Source organism: Microbacterium sp. NPDC079356 (assembly GCF_049545465.1).
In the GTDB taxonomy this organism is placed as follows: Bacteria; Actinomycetota; Actinomycetes; order Actinomycetales; family Microbacteriaceae; genus Microbacterium; species Microbacterium gawkjiense.
The window spans coordinates 115,745-139,354 of the sequence record NZ_JBMWDN010000002.1; the positions used below are offsets into that span (position 1 = coordinate 115,745).

Sequence of the window (23,610 nt, forward strand, 5' to 3'; positions counted from 1 at the left end):
CTCAGCCTAGCGAGAACCGGCGCTCGCGTTCCCGGACGACGGGGATCGTCAGCGCCGCCGCGACCAGCAGCGTCGTGGCGACACCGAGCACGGTCCCGCCCAGGGTGTCGGTCAACCAGTGCGCATGGACCTGCGTGCGACTGAACGCCATGAGCAGGGTCCACGCGACCCCGACGACGAGCACCCAGACGCGCGGGAAGAGAATGACCGCGACGGTGGCGATCACCGCGGCGTTCGCCGTGTGGCCGGACGGGAACGACCCGTGGTCGGAGATGACGAGCATCTCCTCCGGCCGCACGCGGCCGAAGATCCCTTTGAGCAGCTGCACGACGAGCGCGCCCACGATCGACGCGGCGAGGAAGAAGACCGCACCCCACGGCCGCCGGGCCAGCAGCAGCAACCCCGCGCCGACGAGGGGCACGACGTAGGTCCCGATGACCCCCGCGCCCAGGACGTTCATGAGCAGCGACACGGGTCGGATGCCGGGGAGGAACGTCGCGACGTAGGCGTTCCACCAGGAATCGAGGTCGATGAGTTCGGAGTCGGTCGACTCGACGGCGATCCCGGTGGCGACGGCCGCGACGAGGAGCACTGCGCCGATCACCGCCAGCCGCAGGCCGATACCGATCTCGTGTTCGTGCGTGGGCACTGTCATCGTCCCATCCTGCTCGACGCGGGGCGCCGTCAGGCACCCCTTGCGCAGCCGCGCGGGATGCCTCCCACGTCACGAGACCCTATGAAACGCTCACCGCCCAGGGCCCGTGCAGATGCCGGCGAATAAAATCGAAGCGGCGCACCTGCGCCCTCCCCACCCCGACCGACGAGGCCACTCCCATGACCCCGAACGATCCCACCGGTAAGCGCACGAGCGGCAACCCTGCCACGCAGGCGCAGCTGAACCTCACCGTGAAGCAGCAGCGCGAGCAGCAGAAGCAGCAGAAGCTCGCCGAGTACCAGCGCCAGCTCGCCAAGCGCCGCCGCACGAAGACCACCTGGTGGATCGTCGGCGTCACCGCCGCCGTGCTTATCGTCGGCCTCGTCGTGGCCTCCGTCGTTCTCACCCCGCGCCCCGTGACCGTCGCCCGCGGCGACGGCGACGGCTCGGGCATCGCGGGGGTGCAGACCTTCGAGCACACCGCGAACCACGTCGAGGGTGTCGTCGACTACGAGCAGACCCCTCCCGCCGGCGGCGACCACAACGCGGTGTGGCTGAACTGCGGTGTCTACGACCAGCCCGTCCCGAACGAGAACGCCGTCCACACCCTCGAGCACGGCGCCATCTGGATCACGTACGACCCGGCGCAGGTCGACCAGGCCGGCATCGACGCCCTCGACGCGCAGCTGCCCTCGGACCACACCGTGCTCTCGCCCTACGAGGACATGGACACTCCCATCGCCGTCAGCGCGTGGAACGCGCAGCTGAAGGTCGACTCCCCCGACGATGAGCGCATCGGCGAGTTCATCAAGGCCTACTGGCGCAACGTGAACGGTCCCGAGCCGGGCGCCGCGTGCACCGGCGCTCTGGACGCGCCCGGCAAGCAGTGACCGACGGCACCGTCGGCGACGAGCCGGGCACCGAGCGCACCCTGCCCCCGTGGTGGGTCGTGCTGCTCGTGGGCCTCGCCATCGCCGCGGTGGCGTTCGCGATCGGCCGCTTCTCGACGTTCGGCATCGCCGGCTCCACCCCGGGTGAAGGCTCCGCCGACGCCGGCTTCGCCCGCGACATGCAGATGCACCACGCGCAGGCGGTCGACATGGCGATGACCATCTACGCCGAGACCGACGACGACGAGCTCCGCGCCCTCGCGTACGACATCGCGACCGGGCAGTCGTCGCAGCGCGGCGAGATGCTGGACTGGCTGGTCCGCTGGGGGCTGCCGCAGTACGACGACCAGCCGATGGCGTGGATGGCGGCATCCGATTCCGGGCATGCGCACGGCGGCACCGACGGCGAGCCCCTCTCGGACGAAGAGATGCGCGAGCAGATGGGCATGGCCTCGGACGCCGAGCTGGCAGCTCTCAAGGCGGCCACCGGTCAGCAGGCGGACTGCTCGTTCCTCACCCTGATGATCCGCCACCACGAGGGCGCGATCCCGATGGCCGAGGCCGCCGTCGACCTCGCCTCCGACGAGCGGGTCCGGACGGTCGCTCAGACCATGATCAAGGGTCAGTCCTTCGAGATCCAGGCGATGACCTCGATGCAGCAGCGCCTCGGCTGCAGCGGTTGACCCGCAGACGAACGAAGAGGGGGATGCCGGTGGCCACCGGCATCCCCCTCTCTCGTCGTTCCGGGCTCAGCCCTTCGTCGCACCCGCGAGCAGGCCGCGGACGAAGAAGCGCTGCAGCGCGAAGAACACGATGAGCGGGACGATGATCGAGATGAACGTGCCCGCCGACTGCAGGAACCAGCGGTTGCCCCAGGTTCCCGACAGCGAGTTCAGCGCCTGCGTGATCGGCAGGGCGCCCGGCGAGGCGAAGATCGTCGCGACCAGCAGGTCGTTCCACACCCACAGGAACTGGAAGATCGCGAACGACGCGATCGCCGGAGCGGCCAGCGGCAGGATGATCCGGAAGAAGACCTGACCGTGGCCGGCGCCGTCCACCCGCGCCGCCTCGATGACCTCACCCGGGATCTCCGCGATGAAGTTGTGCAGCATGAACGTCGCCAGCGGCAGCGCGAAAATGGCGTGCGCGATCCAGACGCGCGCGAAGCTGTACTGCACGTCGTTCAGACCGAAGCCCGGGAAGATCGGCACCTCGTTGATGGTGAGCCCCTCCGAGAAGAGGGATAGCAGCGGCACGAGGGCCATCTGCAGCGGCACGATCTGCAGGGCGAACACGAAGACGAACAGCGCGCTGCGCCCCTTGAAGTCGATCCACGCGAACGCGTAGGCCGCCAGCGCCGCCATGACGATCGGGAAGACCGTCGCGGGGATGGTGATCGCGAGCGAGTTCACGAACGCCGAGGCGAGTGTCGTCGACGTACCGCCCGAGTTCAGCGCCTCGAAGTAGTTGTCGAGGGTGAAGTCGGGGTTCGTGAACACCGTCCACCACCCGGTCGACTGCGTGTCGGCGCCGGGTCGGAACGAGGTGACGAAGAGGCCGAACGTCGGGATCGTCCAGAAGATGGCGATGATGACGGCCGCGATCGTCGCGCCCTTCGACGTCAGCTTCTTGTGGGCGATCGCCTCGTTCTTGCGGGTGTCGCGCGCGACCTGGCGGGCCGTGCGGTTGTCGACCGGTGTGGTGGGTGCTGCGACGGTCATCAGCGGATCTCCCTCTGCTTGGCCATCGATCGGGCGTTGTAGATGATCAGCGGCAGGACGAACAGGAACAGGACGACGGCCAGAGCGGACGAGTGACCGTAGCTCTGGAACCGCTGCTGCTGGTTGACCATCTCGAAGCCGAGGACGGTCGTCTCGTCGCGACCGCCGGTCATGACGGCGACGATGTCGTACACCTTCAGCGAGGCGATCGTGATGGTCGTGAGCACGACGATCAGCGACGAGCGGATGCCGGGGACCGTGACGTTGCGGAACCGCTGCCACGCGTTGGTGCCGTCCAGTTGTGCCGCCTCCATCTGCTCGACGGGGACCGCCTTGATGGCCGCCGACAGGATCACCATCGCGAAACCGGTCTGCGTCCAGACGAAGACGACGAGGAGCATGAGCGTGTTGATGACCGGCTTGATCGCCAGCCACTGCACCGGGTCGCCCCCGAAGGCGGTGACGATGGCGTTCAGCAGACCGACCTGGTCGCCCTGGCGGGCGTCGTACATGAACTTCCAGATGATGCCGGCGCCGACGAACGAGATCGCGACGGGCATGAACACGAGCACCTTCAGGATCTTCTCGCCGCGGGCGCGATCGATGAAGACGGCGTAGGCGAGACCGATCACGACCGAGATCGTCGGTGCCAGAAGCGCCCACAGCAGCGTGTTGACCACCGACGCCGTACCGGTCGGGTTCGTGAACACCCAGATGTAGTTCTCCATGCCGACGAACTGCTCGCCCGACTTGTCGAAGAACGACTTGAAGATCGTCGAGATCGCCGGGTAGATCAGGCCGAGGATCAGCATGATGCTGGCCGGCGCCATGAAGAGGATCAGCTGGAACAGGTAGCCGGCGCCCTGACGGGAACGGAAGTCCGCGAAGAAGAGCAGTCCACCGACCAGCAGGGCGATCGCGACGACGTACACCACCGCGTTCGCGTAGGGACGCAGCAGGAGGAAGGCCAGCAGCGGGATCAGCAGGCAGGCCGCCAACCGCATGATGAAGTAGCCGCGGCCGGGCCGCGGGGCGAACTCGATCAGCACGAGGATGATGCCGACCACGATCCCGAACACCACCAGGATGACGGGGATCTGGATCAGCGGGTTCAGACCGCCGAGCCAGAGGAAGAAGCTGTTGAGCGAGAACCCGATGGTGATGCGTGCCGACTCCTCGCTGGAGGCCGTGAAGGCCAGCAGGAAGAAGAGCAGGACGATCAGGGCGAAGCCGGCGGCGACGACGATTCGGGTGATCGATCGTCCCTTGGGGTCCTGCGCGTGAGTGGTCACGGCGGGTTCGGTGTCGACCGGCCTGTCGACGGTGGTCTGCGACATGGGTGTCCCCTTCTGAGTAGGACGACGTACTCGGGCGGTGCGGATGGGAGAAGCGGGGTCGGGCTGGTGCAGCCCGACCCCGCTCGGCTCAGCCGATCGTCAGGCGACGATCAGTTCTCGTAACCGGCCTGGATGTCCGAGAGCACCGTGTCGGTGTCCTTGCCGTCGATCCAGTCGACCATGCCCTTCCAGAACGAGCCCGAGCCCACCGTGGAGGGCATCAGGTCGGAGGCGTCGAAACGGAAGACCGTCGACTCGTCCTGGAGCGTCGTCATCGCTTCCTTGAGGAACTCGCTGGAGGCGAGGCTGGGGTCGGCGTTCTTGTTCGCGGAGATCACACCGCCGAGCTCGACACGAGCGTCGGCGAACTCCGGCGAGGCCATGAACTCCAGCACCTTCTGAGTGGACTCGTCGTCCGAGAAGCCGGCGACGAACTCGCCGCCACCCTCGACCTGGAGCTCGCCCTCGGTGTAGCCCGGCATGATGAACGCGTAGACGTCACCGTCGGGGGCGACCTCGGGGGTCTCGCCGTCGGCGGTCTGCACGTCGAGGAAGTTCGCCGAGAGGAACGACGCCTGGTGCGTGAGCGCGCAGTCGCCGCTCGCGACGGCCGCAGCCACGTCGCCGAACGCCGTCGAGTTGATGCTCTTGACGTCGCCGTAGCCGGCGTTGACGTAGTCCGGGTTGAGCAGGATGTCGCCGACCGCGTCGAACGCTTCCTTGATCTGCGGGTCGGTGAACTTCACGTCACCGGCCACCCACTGGTCGTAGACGTCGGGGCCGGACTGGCGCAGGACGAGGTCCTCGATCCAGTCGGTGCCCGGCCATCCCGACGCGGCGTCGGAGGCGAATCCGGCGCACCACGCGGGGCCGCCGGTGGTCTCGACGATCTTGTCGGTGAGGGCGATCATCTCGTCCCACGTCTTGGGGATCTCGACGCCCCACTCGGCGAACTGCTTCGGGGAGTACCAGACGTACCCCTTCAGGTTCGCGAGCATGGGGGCGGCGTAGAACTCGTCGTCGAACGTGCCGTAGTTCTTCCAGTCGGGCGACCAGTTCTCGTCGACGGCACTCTCGACCGCGTCGGAGGCGGGCAGCACCTTGCCGGTGTCGACGAGCGTCTTCAGCAGACCGGGCTGCGGGACGATCGCGATGTCCGGGGCGTCACCACCGGTGACCTTCGTGACGATGTTTCCTTCGAACGACTTGTCGCCGGTGTACTCGACCGTGATGCCGGTGTCGGCGGTGAACTTCTCGAACGACTTGTTGAGGGCGTCGGCCTCACCGCCGGTGATGCCTCCGGCGATGCGGACGGTCTTCTTCGCCTCGCCGCCCGTGCCGCCTTCGCCCTCGGTGCCACCTTCTGCACACCCGGCGAGCACCAGTGCTGCCGCGCCCAGGAGGGCGACCGGGGCAAGAAGACGGTATCGCTGTGACAATGCCATGTACTTCTCCTCTTTCGGGATCATCGTCCGCCCAGAGGAGCCTTGGCCGCATCCTTGGGGAACCGATTCCAAGACAACCTACTTGGCGGTAGCGCTTCGACACAACAGCGAAATATCAAGGTTCTGCATCCATTAGAGTGCCTGGGCCCTCGAGCCGTGAGACCGCTCTCACGGCCGGCCCACGGAACCGGTTCCGGAGTGCCGTTCCAGGCACTACGCTGAGTCCTCGACCGAGGGGACGGTCGGACGGGGTCGAGGAGGACCGATGAGCACCATCGCCGACGTCGCACGTGAGGCCGGCGTATCGAAGGCGACCGCCAGTCGCGCGCTGACCGGCAGCACGCAGGTGTCGGCCGATGCCCGACGACGTGTGCACGAGGCCGCGCGCCGGCTCGGATACACACCGTCGACGAGCGCCGTCAGCCTCGCGACGGGGCGCACCCGCAACGTCGGCGTCGTGATGCCGCACGTCAACCGATGGTTCTTCGCCGAAGTCCTCGAGGGCATCCAGCAGGCGCTCCTGGAACGCGGACTGGACCTCACCCTGTACGACGCCGATCCGGGCAGCGAAACCCGCCGTCGCGTGTTCGACGAGTTCCTCACCCGCAAGAGATTCGACGGGCTCATCGCGGTCGGGCTGGAGCCCGCCGAAAGCGAGCTCGAGACCCTGCTGTCCCTCAGCCGCCCCGTCGTCAGCATCATCGGCACCGAGCGCACGACGAGCGTCGTGACCCTCGACGACGCGCACGCGGCCGCCCTGGCGACTGCGCACCTCGTCTCGCTGGGACACCGCCGCATCGCGTTCCTCGGCGGCACGGCGGCGACATTGTGGCCCCACGTCGAGTCCGCGCGCTACGAGGGTTACGAACGCGAGATGCGCGAGTCGAGGCTCGGCGACCACATCAGCCGCACGCCCGCGGAGCTCACGATGTCCGCCGGCTACGCCGCCGCGGTCGATCTGCTCAGCGACCCCTCGCAGCGACCCACGGGACTGGTGGCGGCGTGCGACGAGGTCGCGATCGGCGCCATCATCGCGGCGCGGCGCCTCGGCATCCTGGTCCCCTCCGATCTCAGCGTCATCGGCATCGACGACCATGAGAACGCGGAGATGTTCGCCCTGACGACGCTGCGGCAGATCCCGCGCGAGCAGGGCGCGACGGCCGTGGAACTGCTCATGCGGCACATCGAGGATCCGACGGCCGAACCGACCAGCGTCATCATCCGACCCCGGCTGGTGGTGCGGAACTCGACGTCCACACCGACCGGGTCATCGAGCGCCGCCGTCCGCGACGCGGCCTGGTCCTGACCCCCGGCATCCACCCCGGAAACGGCCGAAGGCCCCGGATGCCGAAGCATCCGAGGCCTTCGGAAAGGTGCGGAACCTTACTTGACGGACACCGTCGCGCCGGCGGCCTCGAGGGCCTCCTTCGCCTTGTCGGCGGCTTCCTTGTTCGCGCCCTCGAGCACGGCCTTGGGAGCACCGTCGACGACGGCCTTGGCCTCGCCGAGGCCGAGCGAGGTGAGCTCGCGGACGACCTTGATGACCTGGATCTTCTTGTCGCCGGCAGCCTCGAGGATGACGTCGAAGGAGTCCTTCTCCTCAACCTCTTCAGCAGCAGCGCCACCACCGGCACCGGCAACGGCGACGGGGGCAGCAGCGGTGACGTCGAACTTCTCCTCGAACGCCTTCACGAACTCGCTGAGCTCGACGAGGGTGAGGCCGGCGAACTGCTCGAGCAGCTCCTCGGTGGAAAGCTTCGCCATGATGTATCTCCTAGATAGATGGGGTGTGTGTAAAAGAGCTCGCTCGTCGCTTACGCGGCGTCAGCGGTCTCCAGCTTTTCGCGAAGCGCGTCGATGGTGGCGGCAGCCTTGCCCATCGTCGCCTTCATCATGCCCGCAGCCTTCGCCAGCAGAACCTCGCGGCTCTCGAGCGAGGCGTACTTGTTGACCTCGTCGGCCGAGAGCGCGTTGCCCTCGAAGATGCCGCCCTTGATCACGAGAAGCGGGTTGGCCTTGGCGAAGTCACGCAGAGCCTTGGCAGTGGCGACGAAGTCGCCGTGCACGAAAGCGACGGCCGAGGGACCCTTGAGGTCCTCGTCCAGCGCCGTGATCCCCGCGTTGTTCGCGGCGATCTTGGTCAGCGTGTTCTTCACCACGGCGTACTGCGCGTCCTGACGGATCGCGTTGCGCAGCTGCTTGAGCTGGGCAACCGTCAGACCGCGGTACTCGGTCAGCAAGACGGCGTTCGAGTCCTCGAAGTTCTTCGTGAGCTCGGCGACCGATGCATCCTTCTGCGCCATGGTCACTCCTTGATGTGTACGAGACGCCCCGCGGTGGCGGGACGTCGACCTCGACGGTCGGGCTGCATGAGAAAAGCTCCGGCGCATGCGCACGGAGCTTCGGCCCGGTTTCCCGGAAGTCTGTCGTACACCTGCGCGGGCCCCTGCGATGCAGAGCTTCGATCGTGTGCGCGGGCGCACACGATGACCGACGGTCTTTGGCTTGTCCCCCAGTGTACGCCGCGCTCGCGCACCCGCCAAATCCCGGCATCCGGTCCGTGCGTTCGCGCGAAAGCGCGCCCGCGTGCCGAGAGGTGCGGGCGAGGCGCCGCCGCGTCGTCCACATCATGTGCTCCCGACGAGAGCACACGATGCGGACGGTTCAGGAGATGTGCAGTCGTTCAGAGCACATGATGTGCACGACGGAGGAGGCAGGGGATGCCGCGTTCGCCGCGCTCGTGGGCGGGGTGAGATCCGGAAGGCAGCCATCCGGGCGGCGAGCACCTGCGGTGTGTCGAGGTCCGTCCACCCGATGCGCACCAGTCGCTTCTGTGTCACGCCTCGGATCCAATCCTCACGCTGCTTCTCCAGGAGCAGGATGTCGTCCAGGTGTCGACCGGCGCGGAGCTCATCGTCGCGGTACTTGACCGCGCCGTCGAACTCGACGAGAACGTTCTCGTCCTCCAGCTCGATGTCGACGCGGTAGTCCGAGCCGGCGGGCCCGCGCACCGGGACTTGGAGCCGGAATCGGGCGAACCCGATCTCCGCCAGCATCCAGCGCGCGATGCTTTCGCCCGTACTCTCGGCGAGACCGTTCGCGAAGGCGATGACCGTCCCTGCACGAGCCGCTCCGCGTGAACCGCGCTTTCGCCGGCCGATGTCGAGCACACTCTGACGCCAGCGCTCGACCGCCTCGGGATCGCCGCCGGATGTGGACGCCACGATGCGCAATGCCGCGTCGGCGGCCGCGACACCGCTGGACGGCGGCAGAACTCGACACACATCCCAGAGCGTCCGGGCCAAGGTCGTGCAGGGCACATCGAACGGGTTCGTGATCTCGGACGGCTCGAGCCGATCCGCGTGTCGGCGCAGCGCCGCGCGACTGACCAGCCGGCCATCCGCCGGCAAGCTCACGTGAACCGCATCGGGTACGTGCCGTGCAAGCGGCAGTCCCCACAGCACCGCTGCGGACTGATAGGAGAACACGCTCGTCCCGTCCTTCCGCTCAGCATCGGCGGCGGCGATCTCGACGAGGTGGCGCGCTTCGGGCCATAGGTCGTCGAACTGCTCGGCGAGGACGTATCGATTGCGTTGGATCCGCAGCATCCGACCCTCTCTCACCGCGTCCGTGATGTCACGCGCCCGCCACCCGGAGCGTTCCAGATCGGCACGATCGAGAATCAGCCGGCGCGCTTCGGCGAACGAGATGTGTCGAGGCATGCAGCGAGCCTCCCCAGGGCGACCCGGCCCAGAGGGGTTCGCGCGCCGAACCGGGGAAGCCTCCGCAATCCGTCGTCCAGTGGAGGAAGCGACGGATGTTCACATCATGTCGTCCGCACGAGAACACACGTTCCGCGCAGCTCACGACGTGTGATGTCGACCAGACGACATGATGTGGACAGAAGGGCGGATGCCGGGCGGCAGCGCACGGGCGGCAGCGCAGCGCGCGGGCGACGCAGCGCACGCCCTCGCGCGCCGGCACCGGCGCGGGTCAGTGCGAGGAGAAGGCGGATCGATGGCGCGGGTGGGCGAGCACCTGATCGCCGGGGTGCGCGAGGTCGTGTACTCCCGTTCCGCGCCGCTCGCGACGGCGCACCTGTCGATCGTGCAGTCCGCGACGGGTGCGGAGGCGGGCGTCCTGGGCGCCAGCATCCTCGCCGTCGAGCATGCGCTCTCCCGGGACGTCCTCGCCGCGGGGGTCGAGACCGTCTGATCGGGCGAGGGCCGCGCGCGGCGGGTCGGGACAGCCCGTGCGGGAGGGTCGACTTAGGATCGACGGGTGACTCCCGAACTCGCCGCCCGGATCGTCGCGGACTCCCGCGACCGGGTCGCGTGGATGCGGGCCCGCTCCCGCGGGATCACGGCCACGGACGTCGCCGCGCTCACCAGCGAGAAGGCGATCGCCCGGGCGGCCGAGGCGAAACTGAACGGCTCCGGATTCAGCGGCAACGCCTACACCGACCACGGCCGACGGCGTGAGCCCGAGATCGCCGCCTGGGTCGCGGCGACCCACGGCATCCGTCCGTCGTCGGCGCTGTTCCACGCCGAGATCGAGAAGCGGCACCTCGCCACCCCCGACGGAATCATGGTGGATGCCTCGGGCCGCGTCACGCTCGCCGAGATCAAGACGACCAACAAGACGTGGAAGTCGATCCCCCGTACGTACCTGCGTCAGGTGTGGTGGCAGCAGCACGTCCTCGGCGCCGAGCGCACGCTCGTCGTGTGGGAGGAGCACCAGGACTTCGTCCCGCTCCGGGACGAGCCGCGGTGCGCCTGGATCGATCGCGACGAGGCCGAGATCGGGTCGCTCGTGCGCCTGGCGACCGCCTTGATCGACGAGCTCTACCACCGCACGACCGGTAAGACGCCGCCGGTGCGCGAGACGGCCGCGCCGGTCAGCCGCCGCGAGCAGCTGCGCGAACGCGACATCTTCCGCGCGCTCGCCCTCGCCGACTGATCCCCCCGCGATGAGGCCGCCTCCGGGGGGTGTTCCGTCGCGCGTCGGGGAGATAGTTGACGTGGATCAAATGACGGAATATAGTTGACGTCTATCAAATGTTGACCTGAATCATCTAACAGGAGTTGCATGTCCACCTCGACCCCCACCGCGCCGCGCCGGGTCCTCGCCCCGCTCTCGGGGCTGCTTCTCGGCATGTTCGTGTCGATGATCGCGTCGACGGTCGTCTCGACGTCGCTGCCCGTGATCATCCACGACCTCCAGGGCGACCAGGGCGCGTTCACCTGGGTGGTGACCGCCACCCTGCTCACCACGGCCATCTCGACGCCTATCTGGGGCAAGCTCGCGGACCTCGTGAACCGCAAGGCGCTCTACCAGATCGCGCTCGTCATCTTCGTCCTCGCGACCGCCGCCGCCGGGTTCGCGCAGGACCCCGGCACGCTGATCGCGTTCCGCGCCGTGCAGGGTCTCGGCGCAGGAGGCCTCGCGGCCCTCAGCCAGGTGCTCATGGCCGACATCATCAGCCCGCGTGAGCGCGGCCGCTACATGGGCCTGTTCGGCGCCGTCATGGCCGTCGCGACCGTCGGCGGACCGCTGCTGGGTGGCGTCATCACCGACGCGTTCGGCTGGCGCTGGAACTTCTTCGTGTCGCTCCCGATCGCCGTCGCCGCGCTCATCATGGTGCAGCGCACCCTGCCTCACTCGAGCGTGAGCAGTCGCCGTCCGAAGATCGACTACCCCGGCATCGTGCTGCTGTCCACCGCCGTCTCGCTGCTGCTCATCTGGGTCACCAGCGCCGGCTCCAGCTTCGATTGGTGGGGCACCGAGACCATCCTCATGGTCGGTGGCGCTCTCGTCGCCGCCGTGCTGTTCGTCGTCGTCGAACTGCGCACCAGCGAGCCGCTCGTGCCGCTCACCCTCTTCCGCGACCGCACCTTCACCCTCGCGGTCGTCGCCTCGATCGCCACGGGCATCGCGATGTTCGGTGCGTCGGTCTTCCTCGGCCAGTACATGCAGATGGCCCGCGGCGCCACGCCGACCGAGGCCGGCCTCATGACGATCCCGATGATCGCGGGGCTCCTGCTGTCGTCGGTCGGTGTCGGTGCGCTCATCACGCGCTTCGGCCACTGGAAGCCGTACCTCGTCGTGGGCAGCATCCTGCTGACCGCCGGCGCGACCCTCCTGTCGACCATCCACTACGACACCGACTTCTTCCTCGTCTCGGTCTACATGTTCCTGCTGGGCGCGGGCGTCGGCATGACGATGCAGAACCTCGTCCTGGCGGTGCAGAACACCGCGAAGCCGTCGGAGATCGGCGTCGCGAGTTCGGGTGTGACCTTCTTCCGCAGCCTCGGCGGCACCGTCGGCGTCTCGCTCATGGGCGCGGCGCTCGCCACGCGCGTCACCGACCTGTTCGGCGGAGCGCAGGAGAAGATCGTCGCCGCCCTCACCGCCCTCGGGCCCGAGGGGGCGACCTGGGCCAAGCAGCTCGCCTCCGGCGCACTCCCCCGCGTCGCCACCATGCCCGAGAGCCTCCGCGTGATCGTCGAGGACATCTACGCGCAGGGCATCTCGTCCGCGTTCCTCATCGCGGTGCCGTTCGGTGTGATCAGCATCCTGGCCGTGATCTTCCTGCCCAACCGCAGCCTCAGCACCATGACGACCTCCGAGCGTCGCCACGCGTCGGAGGCCGACCTGGCCACCGTGTCGGTGCCCGCCGGAATGGACGCCGTCACCGCGACGGGCACGGTTCCCGTGGTCGCCCCCGACGCCCGGGCGGACGACGCCGCGAGCGAGGCACGCCGATAACATGGACACGATGTCCGCAGCGACCGACCGAGAGGCCCGCACCCGCGCCGTGCGGGCCCTCGAGGGCGAGTTCAGCGACCTGATCACCCTCTTCCGGCGCAAGATCACCGAGAACGCCAACCGTGTGAGCCCGGGGATGCTGCCGGGCGCCTACAAGGTCTTCACGACGATCGTGCGTCACGAGCCGGTCACCCAGTCCGCCCTCGCCGAGATGCTCCTGCTCGACAAGGGCCAACTCAGCCGGAGCGTGCGCGAGCTCACGGAGCTCGGACTCATCGAACGCACCCCCGACCCCAACGACGGCCGGTCGAGCCTGCTGAGCGCCACCGCGCACGGCCGCGACCGCCTCGCGGATGCCCGCGGCCCCCAGGAGGGCGCGCTGCTCGCCGCGCTGGAGGACTGGCGGGTCGAGGACATCGAGAACCTCGCCCGACTGCTGCACGCCCTCGTCGCCGGATCCCGACCCGACGGCGGCCCCACCACGTAGGCCGCCGCCGGGATTCTCGCTCCGGTGACGCCGACGTAACACCGTCGAGACAATGTCGCGATTGACTGGTCTTCCACCGAGCACCCCCGCGCTCGCCGTCGAGCGCAGGTGAGAAGGAGCAGCCGATGCGATTCCGGCCGCTGCGATCCGCAGCCCCCACCGCGAGCGAGGCCGTCGAGGTGACCGCTCCTCCCCCGGACATGCGCGGCGTGGTCTACGACGCCCCGGGCGACGCCGAGGCCCTCCGTGTCGCCCGCCTGCCCGTCCCGAAGCCCGCACTCAGCGAACTGCTCGTGCGCGTCGTCGCCGCCGGCGTGAATCCGATCGACGCCAAGACCCGCGCGGGTCGCGGCCTGAACGGTCTCCTCGACGGTGACCCCACGCCCCTCGGCTTCGACTTCAGCGGAGTCGTCGTCGCGAGCCCGTTCGAGGCCCACCCCTTGCAGCCGGGCGACCCGGTGTTCGGGATGGCGGCCTTCCCCCGGACGGGCGGGAGCTACGCCGACTACCTCGTCGTGCCCACCCTGTCAGTGGCGCGCAAGCCCGCCTCGCTGTCGCACGTCGAGGCGGCGGGCGTGCCGGTCGCGGCGCTCACCGCCTGGGGACTCGTCGTCGAGACCGCTCACGCGCACGAGGGCCAGCGCGTCCTCATCCACGCCGGCTCCGGCGGCGTCGGTCACTTCGCCGTGCAGCTCGCGGCCTACTTCGGTGCCCACGTGACGGCGACCAGTTCGGAGCGCAACCTCGGTTGGCTGCGCGAGCTCGGGGCATCCGTCGCCATCGACTACACGACGACCTGCTTCGAGGAGGTCGTCGGCGAGGTGGACGTCGTCATCGACCTCGTGGGCAACGTCCACGGCGACACCGGTACGCGGTCCCTGACCGTCCTGCGCCCGGGCGGTCTGTACGTCATGGTGCCTACGGGAGCCTGGGACGGATACGCGGATGCCGCCGCGGCGGCCGGCGTGCGCGCGACCTCCTACAAGACGATCCCCGACGGTGCCGTGCTCGCGACGCTCGGACGCCTGCTCGACTCGGGTGCCGTGCAGGTCTACATCGACCGGGTGTTCGATCTCGCCGACGCCGCCGAGGCGCACCGCGAGCTCGAACGCGGCCACACGCGCGGCAAGATCGTGCTGAGCGTGGCGGACGCCTGATGCGCCGCATCCGCCTCGTCGTCCGAGGCATCGTCCAGGGTGTCGGGTTCCGGTTCGCGATGCAGCACACCGCGCGTGCGGCCGGTGCCACCGGATGGGTGCGCAACCTCTCGAACGGCACGGTCGAGGCCGAGGTGCAGGGCGACGCGGCCGCCGTCGAGGCGGTCGTCGACTGGGCGGCGAAGGGGCCGCGCGGGGGCGTCGTCGACGACGTCGTGCTGACCGAGGTCACGCCGCAGGACGAGGAGGCGGACTTCGAGATCCGCCGCGACGCCTGACGCGTCAGTCCTCGAGCGGTCGCAGGATGCGGTCGAGGAAGCGCCGGGTGCGCTCGTTCGTCGGCGCGGTGAAGAGGTCGCGGGGGTGACCGCGCTCGACGATCATGCCGCCGTCGAAGAAGACCACCTCGTCGGCGACCTGTCGCGCGAAGCCGAGCTCGTGCGTAACGATGACCATCGTCCAGCCCTCGTCGGCGAGCTCCTTGAGCACCAGCAGCACCTCGCCCACGAGCTCCGGGTCGAGGGCGCTGGTCGGCTCGTCGAAGAGAAGGACGTCGGGAGCGAGCGCGAGCGCCCGTACGATGCCGACCCGCTGCTGCTGTCCGCCGGACAGCTCGTGCGGATAGGCATCGCGCTTCTCAGCGAGTCCGACGCGCGCCAGCAGCCGCTCGGCGTCGGCGACGGCGGCATCCCGCGCGACTCCTCGTGCGTGGACGGGACCCTCGATGACGTTCTCGAGGACCGTCAGGTGCGGGAACAGGTTGTGATGCTGGAAGACCATCGCGGAGCGGTCCCGCAGCGCGGCGCGCTGCTGCCTCGCCTCCTTGCCCTTCGCGGGGGCGGCGAAGTCCTGCGTCTGGCCGTCGGAGAAGGTCACCACGCCGGCGTCGGGGGCTTCCAGGCCGTTGAGGCACCGGAGCACCGTGGTCTTGCCGGACCCGCTCGGACCGATGAGGCAGACGACCTCGCCGCGACCGACGGCGAAGTCCACGCCGTCGAGGACGAGGTTGTCGCCGAAGGACTTCCGCAGTCCGGTCACGGCCAGCAGGGGGGCGTCAGTGTGCGACACGGCGATCGAGCCTCCGTTCGATGCGGTCCTGACCGAAGGAGAGGACGAGGCAGAAGAGCCAGTAGATGACGGCGGCCTCGATGTAGACGACGAGGAACTCCGAGCTGAAGGCGGCGATGCGCTGCGCCGCGAGGAACAGCTCGGCGACCGTGATCTGGGCGACGAGCGAGGTGTCCTTTACGAGCGAGATGAACGTGTTCGACAGCGGCGGGACGGACACGCGGGCCGCCTGGGGCAGGATGATGCGCCGGAGCGCCGTCGCCCGGGGCAGCCCGACCGTGAACGCGGCCTCCCACTGCCCCTTGGGGACCGAGAGGATCGCGGCGCGGATGACCTCCGCGGCATACCCACCGACGTTGAGCGACAGCGCGATGACCGCGGCCGGCCAGGCCTCGAGGCGGATGTCGATCTGCGGCAGACCGTAGTAGACGACGAAGATCTGGACGAGCAGCGGCGTCCCCCGGATGACGGAGATGTACGCGCGGGCGAGACCCGACAGCACCCGGTTGCCCGAGATGCGCATCAGCGCCGCCGCGATCGCCAGCACGAGACCGATCACGAACGAGACGAGGGCGAGCGGGATCGTGACCGTCACTCCGGCCAGGAGCATCGGCCAGAACGAGCTCAGGACCAGTTGCCACGTATCGGCGTCCACCGGCATCCTTTCTCAGAACGGGCGACGGGCCCGACGGACGCCTCGCAGCGTCGCGCCGAGCCCGTCGGGGCCGGGATCACTCGGTGACGTCGGCTCCGAAGTAGGTCTCGCTGATCTTCGCGAGGGTTCCATCTTCGCGCAGCTCGTCGAGCGCGTCGTCGATCTTCTCGATCAGCGCCGTCTTGTCCTTGGCGGCGACGACGGCGCTCTGGGCGGGGTCGGTCTCGGCCGCGATCTTCAGGCCCGTGGGTCCGTTGGTCTTCTCGTAGTCGAGGAAGGTGAGCTTGTCGTTGACGGTCGCGTCGACGCGGCCCTGACGCAGCAGCTCGACGGCCTGTGCCCAGCCCTCGATCGGGGTGACGTCGGCGCCGGCCTCCTCGGCCAGCTGGAAGAAGTTGCTTGTGAGCGACTGCGCCGTCTTCTTGCCCTTCAGATCGGCGAAGCTCGAGATCGAGTCGTCGCCCTCCTGGACCACGACGACGCTCGGCGACACGGTGTACGGCTCGCTGAAGAGGTACTTCTCCTCGCGCTCGGGGTTGATCGAGACCTGGTTGGCGATGACGTCGACGCGGCCCGCATCGAGACCGGCGAAGATGCCGTCCCACTGGGTCTCCTGGAACTCCACCTTCAGGTCGAGCTTCTCGGCGACGGCCTCGATGATCTCGACGTCGTAGCCGACGAGCTTGCCGGTCTCGTCGTGGTACGTGAACGGGCGGTAGGTGCCCTCGGTCGCGACCGTGAGCGTGCCCGCCTTGGCGAGACCGAGGTCCTCGCCGCCGGCACCGGGCTGCCCCGAACTCGTGGAGCAGGCGGTCAGCGCCAGGACGGTGCTGAGGGCGAGGGCTCCGAGGGCAGCGGTACGACGGGACATGGATCTCCTTGGTGAGCGGGTGTCGGGATGCGGTCGCACAGCAGCGGTGGCCGGCGCGACCCTTCAGTACAACACGCAGCGGCCCGAGATCTTCCCCGGGTGACGGACTGTGTCAGCGCGGCAGCCCGCGGACCAGCTCCGCGAACACTGCGGCGGCGTCGTCCGACCGCGACAGGGCGGCCGCCTGACCCGCCCACAGCGACACGAGGTCGCCGTTGTGCGGTGCGGCGGAGCGGAATCCGCCGGTCAGCCAGTTCTGCGCCGGGAACGGCGCGATCGCCCCGCCGTCCTCGATCGTCCGCACCGCTCGATTCGGGATGCCGCGGGCCAGGCGCCCGCTCATCGCCCGGGTCAGCACCGTGTCGGTGTCCGCCGCCGCCGCGAGTGCGGCTCGGTGCGCCTCGGCGGCCGCCGACTGCCGCGTCCGCAGGAACGCGCTCCCCACCTGCACGCCGGCCGCCCCGAGCGCGAACGCCGCCGCAACACCCCGACGATCGGCCACGCCGCCCGCGGCAATGATCGGGACGTCGACGGCGTCGACGACCTGCGGCACGAGGGCGAACGTCCCCACGAGGGACTCCTCGGCCGGTCGCAGGAAGCTCACCCGGTGACCGGCTGCCTCGGCACCGCTCGCGACGACCGCGTCGACGCCGCCCTCCTCCAGCGCGACGGCCTCGGCGACGGAGGTCGCGGTGCCGATGACGCGGATGCCGCGACGATGCGCCTCGGCGACGACCTCCGGCGCGGGCACCCCGAACACGACGCTCAGGACGGCGGGCGCGGCATCCCACACCGCATCGAGCTGCTCCGACGGGGGAGGGAGGAACGCGGCGGGCAGCGGCGGGACGGCCGCACCGGCCGCCTCGAACAGCGGCGCGACGGCCGCCTGCGCGGCGGTCAGGTCGACCTCGTCGGGCGCGACCTCGTCGCCCAGCGGCAGCCACAGATTGAGCGCGAAGGGGCGCCCGGTCGCGGCGCGCAGCGCCGTCGCGGTGTCACGGATCCGGTCGCCCGAATAGCCGTACAGTCCGAAGGATCCGAGGCCGCCGCAGTCGCTCACGCTCGCCGTCAGAGCGATCGAGGAGAGTCCGCCGAAGGGACCCAGCACGATCGGGGCGTCGATTCCCAGGAGCGTCTGCAGATCACCGGCCATGATCCCGACGTTACCAATGCCGGGAACGACGAAGGGGCCCCACCCGGAGGTGGAGCCCCTTGCTGTCGGTAACCTCAGACGAGAGCGTTGACGTCCAGCGGGATGCCGGGACCGAACGTGGTCGAGATGGCACCCTTCTGGATGTAGCGGCCCTTCGCGCTCGAGGGCTTCAGACGCACGATCTCTTCGAGAGCGGCGGTGAAGTTCTCGTTGAGCTGCTCGGCCGAGAACGACGCCTTGCCGACCACGAAGTGGACGTTGGCGTGCTTGTCGACGCGGAACTCGATCTTTCCGCCCTTGATCTCCTCGACGGCCTTGGCCGGGTTGGGGGTCACGGTGCCGGTCTTCGGGTTCGGCATGAGGCCGCGGGGTCCGAGGACCTTACCGAGGCGACCGACCTGGCCCATGAGCTCGGGGGTGGAGACCGCCGAGTCGAACGCGGTGTAGCCACCGGCGACCTTCTCGATGAGCTCGGCGCCGCCGACCTCGTCCGCACCTGCGGCGATGGCCGCTTCGGCGGCGGGACCGGTCGCGAACACGATGACGCGGGCGGTCTTGCCGGTGCCGTGGGGCAGGATGACCGTGCCACGGACCATCTGGTCCGCCTTGCGCGGGTCGACGGCGAGCTTCAGCGCGACCTCGACGGTCGAGTCGAACTTCGCGGAGCCGGTCTCCTTCGCGAGGGCGACGGCCTCCTCGGAGGAGTAGAACGTGGAGCGGTCGATCTTCGCCGCTGCTGCTTCGTAAGCCTTGGACTTAGCCATGATGTTCTTCCCCTCAGTCCTCGACCGTGATGCCCATGGAGCGGGCGGTGCCGGCGATGATCAGCGAGGCGGCCTCGATGTCGTTCGCGTTCAGGTCGGGCATCTTCGTCTCGGCGATCTGACGGACCTGGTCCTTCGTGAGCTTCGCGACCTTGACGGTGTGCGGGGTCTTCGAGCCCTTCGCGACGCCGGCGGCCTTCTTGATGAGCTCCGCGGCGGGCGGGGTCTTCAGGACGAAGGTGAAGCTGCGGTCCTCGTAGACGGTGATCTCGACGGGGATGACGTTGCCGCGCTGCGACTCGGTCGCGGCGTTGTACGCCTTGCAGAACTCCATGATGTTGACGCCATGCTGACCGAGCGCGGGGCCGATCGGCGGCGCCGGGTTGGCGGCACCGGCGTTGATCTGAAGCTTGATCAGGCCGGTCACCTTCTTCTTCGGTGCCATTCCTCTTCCTTTCACGAGCGGGACGGATGCCCCGTTCTCCCACGGTCCCGGCGGTTCCGGGTCGTGGTGGTGTCCGTGCGCGCGACGAAGCGACGCACAAACCACATGAGTCTACCGCATCCGGCATCCTCCGGCAGTACGGCGAAGGCCCCGCCGGAGCGGGGCCCTCGCGTCGCGCGGTGCGGCGCTTACTGCTTGGTGACCTGGTCGAAACTGAGCTCGACCGGCGTCTCGCGCTCGAAGAGCGAGACGAGGACGGTGAGCTTGCCGCTCTCGGGCTTGATCTCGGAGATCGATCCGGGCAGACCCGCGAACGAACCCTCCTTGATCGTGATCGTCTCGCCGATCTCGAAGTCGACCTCGGTGACGACCGAGCGCGCCTGCGTGGCGGAGCCCTTGGCGGCACCGGCCTTGGCGGGGGCGACCTCCTTGGCCTCGACGAGGGGCTTCAGCATGTTGAAGGCCTCTTCGAAGCGCAGCGGCGTGGGGTTGTGGGCGTTGCCGACGAAGCCGGTGACACCGGGCGTGTGACGCACGACCGACCAGGTGTCCTCGTTGAGCTCCATGCGGACCAGCACGTAGCCGGGGATCCGCACGCGGTTGACCATCTTGCGCTGGCCGTTCTTGATCTCGACGACGTCCTCCATGGGGACCTCGACCTGGTAGATGTCGTCCTCGACCTCGAGCGTCGACTTGCGCTGCTCGATGTTCGCCTTCACCTTGCGCTCGAAGCCGGCGTAGGAGTGGATGACGTACCACTTGCCCTCGAGCGAGCGCAGCTCCTGACGGAACGCCTCGTACGGGTCCTCGGGGGTCTCGTCCTCGTCCTCGTCGTCGCCGAGTTCGGGACCGTCGTAGGGGGCGACCTCGTCGGCGGCGGCCGCAGCGCGCTCGGCCTCCTCGTCGGCGAGCGACTCGGTCAGCACCTCGGCGGCGGCCTCGGCCTCGTCGGCCTGGTCGATCTCGAGCGCGTCGTTCACGATGCGGTCGGCCTCGGGGTCTTCGATCACGACGGCGTCCTCTCCCGTGGGCTCGTCATCGGAGGGCTCGTCGTCCTCGATGTGCAGGGCGGCGTGCTCGGCGGACTCGGCGGAACGCTCCTGGTCGGCCAGGACGTTGCCCTCCTGGGCCTCGTCGTCCTCGCTGGACTGCTCCGCGGCGGTCGACCAGTCGGCGTCGTCGACATATCTTTCGGTCACGTCATTCACTTCCCTGCAGGTTCGGCTTCGATGTTCAGCGGCGCGTCGGCGGGTGATCCCGTGGTCCGGGATGCCGTCCGTCACCGCGACGGATGGTCGTCCGTTCGTCAGCTCGGCACGTCGAAGACGATGTCCGTGACCCAGGTGAAGAGCAGGTCGAGCCCGTAGACGATCGCCATCACGACGACGACGAATCCGAGGACCACGAGCGTGAACTTGACGAGCTCCTGCCGGGTCGGCGTGACGACCTTGCGGAGTTCGGCGATCACCTGACGGATGAAGACGGCGATCCGCTGGAAGAAGTTGAGCTTCTTCTCACGGGTGGCGCCGCTGCTGGCAGCGACGACCTCGCCGTTCGGCTCATCCTGGACCATTCAACCCACCTGTTGCTCGGTTCGAGTCAGCTGACGCTGACGCGCAGGGCGGACAGGAATCGAACCTGCAACCTGCGGTTTTGGAGACCGCTGCTCTGCCAATTGAGCTACCGCCCTAAGGTCTTGCGACCCGGGGATCCACATCCTCGCCGACCCCATGGGCACGGCAAAAGAATGCAGACAACTGCGCGCACAAGCATACGGCATGCCTCGCGGGCTGGCGAACGCGCGGCATCCCTCCCCCTCCCGGAAGGGCCTCGCTAGGCTTGTCCGGCCGTCCCGTCGCGGCAGCGCCGGAGGGGGTCCGGCGCGCGGACGATCACGAGGAGCCCGGTGACCGACAGTTCCGCCGCCCACCAGTTCCAGGTCGACCTCCGGGGTGTCATCGACCTCCTCAGTCGCCACATCTACTCGAGCCCCCGCGTGTTCCTGCGCGAACTCCTCCAGAACGCCGTCGACGCGATCGCCGCTCGACGTGCGCTCGACGGCGGGGGCGGCCGCATCCGGATCACGCCCGTGAGCGCCGCGTCGGACGAGTTCGTCCTGCGCGACGACGGCATCGGGCTCACCGAGGCCGAGGTCGCGGATCTGCTCGCGACGGTGGGACGCAGCTCGAAGCGCGACATCTTCGATCTGCCGCGCGGCGACTTCCTCGGCCAGTTCGGCATCGGGATGCTGTCGTGCTTCATGGTGTGCGACACGATCGTCATCCGTTCGCGCAGCGCCGCGGGGGACGGCGCCGTGGAATGGACCGGCCACGCCGACGGCACCTTCACGGTGTCGCCGTACGCGGGCGACCTCCCCGTCGGGACGAGCGTGCACCTGACCCCGCGCGCCGACACGCGGTCGCTGCTCGAAACGAGCACCGTCCTCGACCTCGCCGAGACGTTCGGGCGCTACCTGCCCCACACCGTCGTGGTCGACCTCCCCGGCGGCGGCGAGACGACCGTCACCGAGCCGGCGGCCAGGCGCAGGCGCTCGTGCAGCAGGGCCGGCACCTCGGCAACTTCGGGGAGTTCGACGACGCCGTGCTCGCGTTCGACACCGCGATCGGCCTCATCCGGGACCGCGAGGACCAGGTCGGCGTGCTCACCGAGGCGCTGCACCTGCTCGCGCAGGCCAAGATGCAGCGCGGCGACGAGGACGCCTCCGACGTGATCGACCAGGCGCTGGCGCTCGGCCGGGCCAACGAGGCGCACTGGTACGTCGCCGACGTGCTCGACACGCGCGCGCGCCTGCTGGCCGGCCGTTCGTTCAGCCGATGCGGATGAGCTTCTTGTTGACGAACTCGTCGGCCGCCAGGAGCCCCAGCTCGCGGCCGGTGCCGCTGCGCTTGATGCCGCCGAAGGGCAGGCCCGGCTCGTCGGCGAGCACGAGGTTGACGTAGACCATGCCCGCCTCGATCCTGTCGGCGACCCGCTTCGCCTGTTCGGGGTCGGTCGTGTACACGTACGATCCGAGGCCGAACGGGGTGTCGTTGGCGAGGCGGACCGCCTCGTCCTCGTTCGCGACGCGGTAGACGACGCCCGCCGGACCGAACAGCTCCTCGCGGTAAACGTCCATCTCGGGGGTGACGCCCGTGAGGACGGTCGGGGTGAAGAAGGCACCGTCGCGGGTGCCGCCGGTGACGATCGTGGCGCCCTGGGCCGCAGCATCCCGGATCTGCTTCTCGAGACGCTCGGCGGCCGCGACCGACGAGAGCGGGCCGAGGACCGTGTCCGAGCTCCACGGGTCGCCGACGCTCGCCGCGGCCATCTTGGCGGTGAACGCCTCGAGGAACGCGTCGTAGAGCCCGTCGACGACGATGAACCGCTTCGCGCCGTTGCAGGACTGCCCGGTGTTGTCGAGGCGCGCGTCGACCGCCGCCTGCGCGACCGCGTCGATGTCATCGGCCGACAGCACGATGAACGGGTCGGACCCGCCGAGCTCGAGGGCGACCTTCTTGAGGTTGCGCCCGGCGACCTCGGCGACCGCCGCGCCGGCACGCTCGGAACCCGTCACCGAGGCGCCCTGCACCCGCGGGTCGGCGATGACGTCGGCGGCCTGCTCGTTCGTCAGGTAGACGTTCGTGTACGCGCCCTCGGGGAAGCCCGCGTCGCGGTAGATCGCCTCGATCGCCGCCGCGGACTCGGGGCACTGCGGCGCGTGCTTGAGGAGGATCGTGTTGCCGACCGCCAGGTTCGGGGCCGCGAAACGGGCCACCTGGTAGTAGGGGAAGTTCCACGGCATGACGCCCAGCAGCACGCCCAGGGGCGCCTTGCGGATGACGGCGGTGCCGTCGCCGTCGATCGGGACGGGCGCGTCCGCGGTGATCTCCTCGATGTGGTCGGCGTAGTACTCGGTGATGTCGGCGGCGAAGTCGACCTCGCCGAGCGCGCCGTCGATCTGCTTGCCCATCTCGCGGACGATGATCTTCGCGAGCTCGTCGCGGCGCTCGCGGTGCAGCTGCGCGGCGCGGCGCAGCAGGTCGGCCCGCTCAGCGGGCGTGGAGGTGCGCCCCCACCCGCGGGCGGCCTCGTCGGCGGTGGCCAGGGCGCGCTCCACCTCGTCGGCGGTGGCGGTCGGGTAGGTGGCGTGGGTCTCCCCCGTGGCGGGGTCGATGACGGCGTAGTCGCTCATGA

General features: G+C 69.1%; 26 protein-coding genes, 1 tRNA gene and 1 pseudogene. 11 read left to right on the plus strand and 17 right to left on the minus strand.

What is annotated here, in order from left to right:
- Position 1 precedes the first annotated feature (1 nt).
- Positions 2-655, minus strand: coding sequence for a phosphatase PAP2 family protein (locus ACPEH0_RS05365; RefSeq protein ID WP_253035417.1), 654 nt, complete (start codon positions 653-655; stop codon positions 2-4).
- A 179-nt stretch (positions 656-834) separates the two neighbouring features.
- Between ACPEH0_RS05365 and ACPEH0_RS05370 the strand changes: the two genes are divergently transcribed.
- Positions 835-1,545 (plus strand): DUF3105 domain-containing protein, encoded by a 711-nt coding sequence (locus ACPEH0_RS05370; RefSeq protein ID WP_366213879.1) that lies wholly within the window; start codon positions 835-837, stop codon positions 1,543-1,545.
- Positions 1,542-2,228 carry a DUF305 domain-containing protein gene (locus ACPEH0_RS05375; RefSeq protein ID WP_217530814.1) on the plus strand — a complete coding sequence of 229 codons (687 nt, stop codon included), beginning with the start codon at positions 1,542-1,544 and terminating at the stop codon, positions 2,226-2,228. Before ACPEH0_RS05370 ends, ACPEH0_RS05375 begins: the two co-directional genes overlap by 4 nt.
- Positions 2,229-2,294: 66 nt before the next feature.
- On the opposite strand, the gene ACPEH0_RS05380 is transcribed toward ACPEH0_RS05375, so the two are convergent.
- The 3 genes from ACPEH0_RS05380 to ACPEH0_RS05390 form a co-directional block, all read right to left on the minus strand.
- Positions 2,295-3,266: a carbohydrate ABC transporter permease gene (locus ACPEH0_RS05380; protein ID WP_217530811.1), complete on the minus strand. Its 972-nt coding sequence runs from the start codon at positions 3,264-3,266 to the stop codon at positions 2,295-2,297.
- Complete coding sequence (locus ACPEH0_RS05385; protein ID WP_217530809.1) at positions 3,266-4,603, minus strand: carbohydrate ABC transporter permease; 1,338 nt, start codon at positions 4,601-4,603, stop codon at positions 3,266-3,268. Before ACPEH0_RS05385 ends, ACPEH0_RS05380 begins: the two co-directional genes overlap by 1 nt.
- A 110-nt stretch (positions 4,604-4,713) precedes the next feature.
- Positions 4,714-6,048, minus strand: a complete 1,335-nt coding sequence (locus tag ACPEH0_RS05390; protein ID WP_217530807.1) for an ABC transporter substrate-binding protein — start codon at positions 6,046-6,048, stop codon at positions 4,714-4,716.
- 265 nt (positions 6,049-6,313) lie between these two features.
- Between ACPEH0_RS05390 and ACPEH0_RS05395 the strand changes: the two genes are divergently transcribed.
- Positions 6,314-7,354, plus strand: coding sequence for a LacI family DNA-binding transcriptional regulator (locus tag ACPEH0_RS05395; protein ID WP_366213878.1), 1,041 nt, complete (start codon positions 6,314-6,316; stop codon positions 7,352-7,354).
- Positions 7,355-7,431: 77 nt separating this feature from the next.
- Here the strand turns inward: ACPEH0_RS05395 and rplL are convergent, their stop codons facing one another.
- The 3 genes from rplL to ACPEH0_RS05410 all read right to left on the minus strand — a co-directional run bounded on the left by rplL (position 7,432) and on the right by ACPEH0_RS05410 (position 9,770).
- The gene (rplL, locus tag ACPEH0_RS05400; RefSeq protein WP_018186979.1) at positions 7,432-7,812 is read right to left on the minus strand and encodes a 50S ribosomal protein L7/L12; all 381 of its coding nucleotides are present in this window, start codon (positions 7,810-7,812) and stop codon (positions 7,432-7,434) included.
- 50 nt (positions 7,813-7,862) lie between these two features.
- Positions 7,863-8,351 (minus strand): 50S ribosomal protein L10, encoded by a 489-nt coding sequence (rplJ, locus tag ACPEH0_RS05405; RefSeq protein ID WP_064002996.1) that lies wholly within the window; start codon positions 8,349-8,351, stop codon positions 7,863-7,865.
- A 324-nt stretch (positions 8,352-8,675) separates the two neighbouring features.
- Positions 8,676-9,770, minus strand: a complete 1,095-nt coding sequence (locus tag ACPEH0_RS05410) for a hypothetical protein (protein WP_366213877.1) — start codon at positions 9,768-9,770, stop codon at positions 8,676-8,678.
- Between the two features lie 286 nt (positions 9,771-10,056).
- Here ACPEH0_RS05410 and ACPEH0_RS05415 point away from each other — a divergent pair.
- The 6 genes and pseudogenes from ACPEH0_RS05415 to ACPEH0_RS05440 all read left to right on the plus strand — a co-directional run.
- Positions 10,057-10,263, plus strand: a pseudogene (locus ACPEH0_RS05415) (sugar kinase); the annotation flags it as partial.
- A 66-nt stretch (positions 10,264-10,329) separates the two neighbouring features.
- A complete protein-coding gene (locus ACPEH0_RS05420; RefSeq protein WP_366213876.1) occupies positions 10,330-11,007 on the plus strand; it encodes a YqaJ viral recombinase family protein in 678 nt (225 codons plus the stop codon).
- Positions 11,008-11,136: 129 nt separating this feature from the next.
- On the plus strand, positions 11,137-12,816 hold the full coding sequence (locus ACPEH0_RS05425; RefSeq protein ID WP_366213875.1) for an MDR family MFS transporter: 1,680 nt from the start codon (positions 11,137-11,139) through the stop codon (positions 12,814-12,816).
- 10 nt (positions 12,817-12,826) lie between these two features.
- On the plus strand, positions 12,827-13,303 hold the full coding sequence (locus ACPEH0_RS05430) for a MarR family winged helix-turn-helix transcriptional regulator (protein ID WP_217530797.1): 477 nt from the start codon (positions 12,827-12,829) through the stop codon (positions 13,301-13,303).
- Between the two features lie 125 nt (positions 13,304-13,428).
- Positions 13,429-14,460, plus strand: coding sequence for an NADP-dependent oxidoreductase (locus ACPEH0_RS05435; RefSeq protein ID WP_366213874.1), 1,032 nt, complete (start codon positions 13,429-13,431; stop codon positions 14,458-14,460).
- Positions 14,460-14,738, plus strand: coding sequence for an acylphosphatase (locus ACPEH0_RS05440; protein ID WP_253035406.1), 279 nt, complete (start codon positions 14,460-14,462; stop codon positions 14,736-14,738). Before ACPEH0_RS05435 ends, ACPEH0_RS05440 begins: the two co-directional genes overlap by 1 nt.
- Before the next feature lie 4 nt (positions 14,739-14,742).
- Here ACPEH0_RS05440 and ACPEH0_RS05445 read toward each other — a convergent pair whose 3' ends face one another.
- From ACPEH0_RS05445 to ACPEH0_RS05485, 9 genes are all read right to left on the minus strand, one after another.
- Positions 14,743-15,528: an amino acid ABC transporter ATP-binding protein gene (locus tag ACPEH0_RS05445; protein WP_366213873.1), complete on the minus strand. Its 786-nt coding sequence runs from the start codon at positions 15,526-15,528 to the stop codon at positions 14,743-14,745.
- Positions 15,515-16,183, minus strand: a complete 669-nt coding sequence (locus tag ACPEH0_RS05450; RefSeq protein ID WP_423719421.1) for an amino acid ABC transporter permease — start codon at positions 16,181-16,183, stop codon at positions 15,515-15,517. Before ACPEH0_RS05450 ends, ACPEH0_RS05445 begins: the two co-directional genes overlap by 14 nt.
- A gap of 76 nt (positions 16,184-16,259) precedes the next feature.
- Entirely contained in the window at positions 16,260-17,054 is a 795-nt protein-coding gene (locus ACPEH0_RS05455) for an amino acid ABC transporter substrate-binding protein (protein WP_064002983.1), read from the minus strand.
- Positions 17,055-17,166: 112 nt separating this feature from the next.
- Entirely contained in the window at positions 17,167-18,207 is a 1,041-nt protein-coding gene (locus tag ACPEH0_RS05460; protein WP_366213871.1) for an NAD(P)H-dependent flavin oxidoreductase, read from the minus strand.
- A 74-nt stretch (positions 18,208-18,281) separates the two neighbouring features.
- A complete protein-coding gene (rplA, locus tag ACPEH0_RS05465) occupies positions 18,282-18,971 on the minus strand; it encodes a 50S ribosomal protein L1 (RefSeq protein WP_311860121.1) in 690 nt (229 codons plus the stop codon).
- A 13-nt stretch (positions 18,972-18,984) separates the two neighbouring features.
- Positions 18,985-19,416: a 50S ribosomal protein L11 gene (rplK, locus tag ACPEH0_RS05470; protein ID WP_064002980.1), complete on the minus strand. Its 432-nt coding sequence runs from the start codon at positions 19,414-19,416 to the stop codon at positions 18,985-18,987.
- Positions 19,417-19,604: 188 nt separating this feature from the next.
- Positions 19,605-20,615 carry a transcription termination/antitermination protein NusG gene (nusG, locus tag ACPEH0_RS05475; RefSeq protein WP_217530788.1) on the minus strand — a complete coding sequence of 337 codons (1,011 nt, stop codon included), beginning with the start codon at positions 20,613-20,615 and terminating at the stop codon, positions 19,605-19,607.
- A 107-nt stretch (positions 20,616-20,722) separates the two neighbouring features.
- Positions 20,723-20,989, minus strand: coding sequence for a preprotein translocase subunit SecE (gene secE / locus ACPEH0_RS05480; protein WP_366213870.1), 267 nt, complete (start codon positions 20,987-20,989; stop codon positions 20,723-20,725).
- Positions 20,990-21,033: 44 nt separating this feature from the next.
- Positions 21,034-21,106, minus strand: a tRNA-Trp gene (locus tag ACPEH0_RS05485).
- Positions 21,107-21,322: 216 nt separating this feature from the next.
- On the opposite strand from ACPEH0_RS05485, the gene ACPEH0_RS05490 reads away from it, so the two are divergent.
- Complete coding sequence (locus ACPEH0_RS05490; protein ID WP_423719422.1) at positions 21,323-22,147, plus strand: ATP-binding protein; 825 nt, start codon at positions 21,323-21,325, stop codon at positions 22,145-22,147.
- Entirely contained in the window at positions 22,075-22,260 is a 186-nt protein-coding gene (locus ACPEH0_RS05495) for a hypothetical protein (RefSeq protein WP_366213869.1), read from the plus strand. The genes ACPEH0_RS05490 and ACPEH0_RS05495 overlap by 73 nt, the downstream gene beginning before the upstream one ends.
- Here the strand turns inward: ACPEH0_RS05495 and ACPEH0_RS05500 are convergent.
- Positions 22,244-23,608, minus strand: a complete 1,365-nt coding sequence (locus tag ACPEH0_RS05500; RefSeq protein ID WP_366213868.1) for an NAD-dependent succinate-semialdehyde dehydrogenase — start codon at positions 23,606-23,608, stop codon at positions 22,244-22,246. The genes ACPEH0_RS05495 and ACPEH0_RS05500 overlap by 17 nt on opposite strands.
- Between the last annotated feature and the right edge of the window lie 2 nt (positions 23,609-23,610).

What these genes read in the sequence shown, in the direction of transcription:
- ACPEH0_RS05500 (WP_366213868.1), bottom strand. Translation starts at nt 23,608, where the DNA reads ATGAGCGACTACGCCGTCATCGACCCCGCCACGGGGGAGACCCACGCC.
- ACPEH0_RS05425 (WP_366213875.1), top strand. Translation starts at nt 11,137, where the DNA reads ATGTCCACCTCGACCCCCACCGCGCCGCGCCGGGTCCTCGCCCCGCTC.
- ACPEH0_RS05410 (WP_366213877.1), bottom strand. Translation starts at nt 9,770, where the DNA reads ATGCCTCGACACATCTCGTTCGCCGAAGCGCGCCGGCTGATTCTCGAT.
- rplA (WP_311860121.1), bottom strand. Translation starts at nt 18,971, where the DNA reads ATGGCTAAGTCCAAGGCTTACGAAGCAGCAGCGGCGAAGATCGACCGC.
- rplJ (WP_064002996.1), bottom strand. Translation starts at nt 8,351, where the DNA reads ATGGCGCAGAAGGATGCATCGGTCGCCGAGCTCACGAAGAACTTCGAG.
- ACPEH0_RS05435 (WP_366213874.1), top strand. Translation starts at nt 13,429, where the DNA reads ATGCGATTCCGGCCGCTGCGATCCGCAGCCCCCACCGCGAGCGAGGCC.
- ACPEH0_RS05370 (WP_366213879.1), top strand. Translation starts at nt 835, where the DNA reads ATGACCCCGAACGATCCCACCGGTAAGCGCACGAGCGGCAACCCTGCC.
- ACPEH0_RS05385 (WP_217530809.1), bottom strand. Translation starts at nt 4,603, where the DNA reads ATGTCGCAGACCACCGTCGACAGGCCGGTCGACACCGAACCCGCCGTG.
- rplL (WP_018186979.1), bottom strand. Translation starts at nt 7,812, where the DNA reads ATGGCGAAGCTTTCCACCGAGGAGCTGCTCGAGCAGTTCGCCGGCCTC.
- rplK (WP_064002980.1), bottom strand. Translation starts at nt 19,416, where the DNA reads ATGGCACCGAAGAAGAAGGTGACCGGCCTGATCAAGCTTCAGATCAAC.
- secE (WP_366213870.1), bottom strand. Translation starts at nt 20,989, where the DNA reads ATGGTCCAGGATGAGCCGAACGGCGAGGTCGTCGCTGCCAGCAGCGGC.
- ACPEH0_RS05365 (WP_253035417.1), bottom strand. Translation starts at nt 655, where the DNA reads ATGACAGTGCCCACGCACGAACACGAGATCGGTATCGGCCTGCGGCTG.
- ACPEH0_RS05455 (WP_064002983.1), bottom strand. Translation starts at nt 17,054, where the DNA reads ATGTCCCGTCGTACCGCTGCCCTCGGAGCCCTCGCCCTCAGCACCGTC.
- ACPEH0_RS05395 (WP_366213878.1), top strand. Translation starts at nt 6,314, where the DNA reads ATGAGCACCATCGCCGACGTCGCACGTGAGGCCGGCGTATCGAAGGCG.
- ACPEH0_RS05430 (WP_217530797.1), top strand. Translation starts at nt 12,827, where the DNA reads ATGTCCGCAGCGACCGACCGAGAGGCCCGCACCCGCGCCGTGCGGGCC.
- ACPEH0_RS05440 (WP_253035406.1), top strand. Translation starts at nt 14,460, where the DNA reads ATGCGCCGCATCCGCCTCGTCGTCCGAGGCATCGTCCAGGGTGTCGGG.
- ACPEH0_RS05380 (WP_217530811.1), bottom strand. Translation starts at nt 3,266, where the DNA reads ATGACCGTCGCAGCACCCACCACACCGGTCGACAACCGCACGGCCCGC.
- ACPEH0_RS05460 (WP_366213871.1), bottom strand. Translation starts at nt 18,207, where the DNA reads ATGGCCGGTGATCTGCAGACGCTCCTGGGAATCGACGCCCCGATCGTG.
- ACPEH0_RS05390 (WP_217530807.1), bottom strand. Translation starts at nt 6,048, where the DNA reads ATGGCATTGTCACAGCGATACCGTCTTCTTGCCCCGGTCGCCCTCCTG.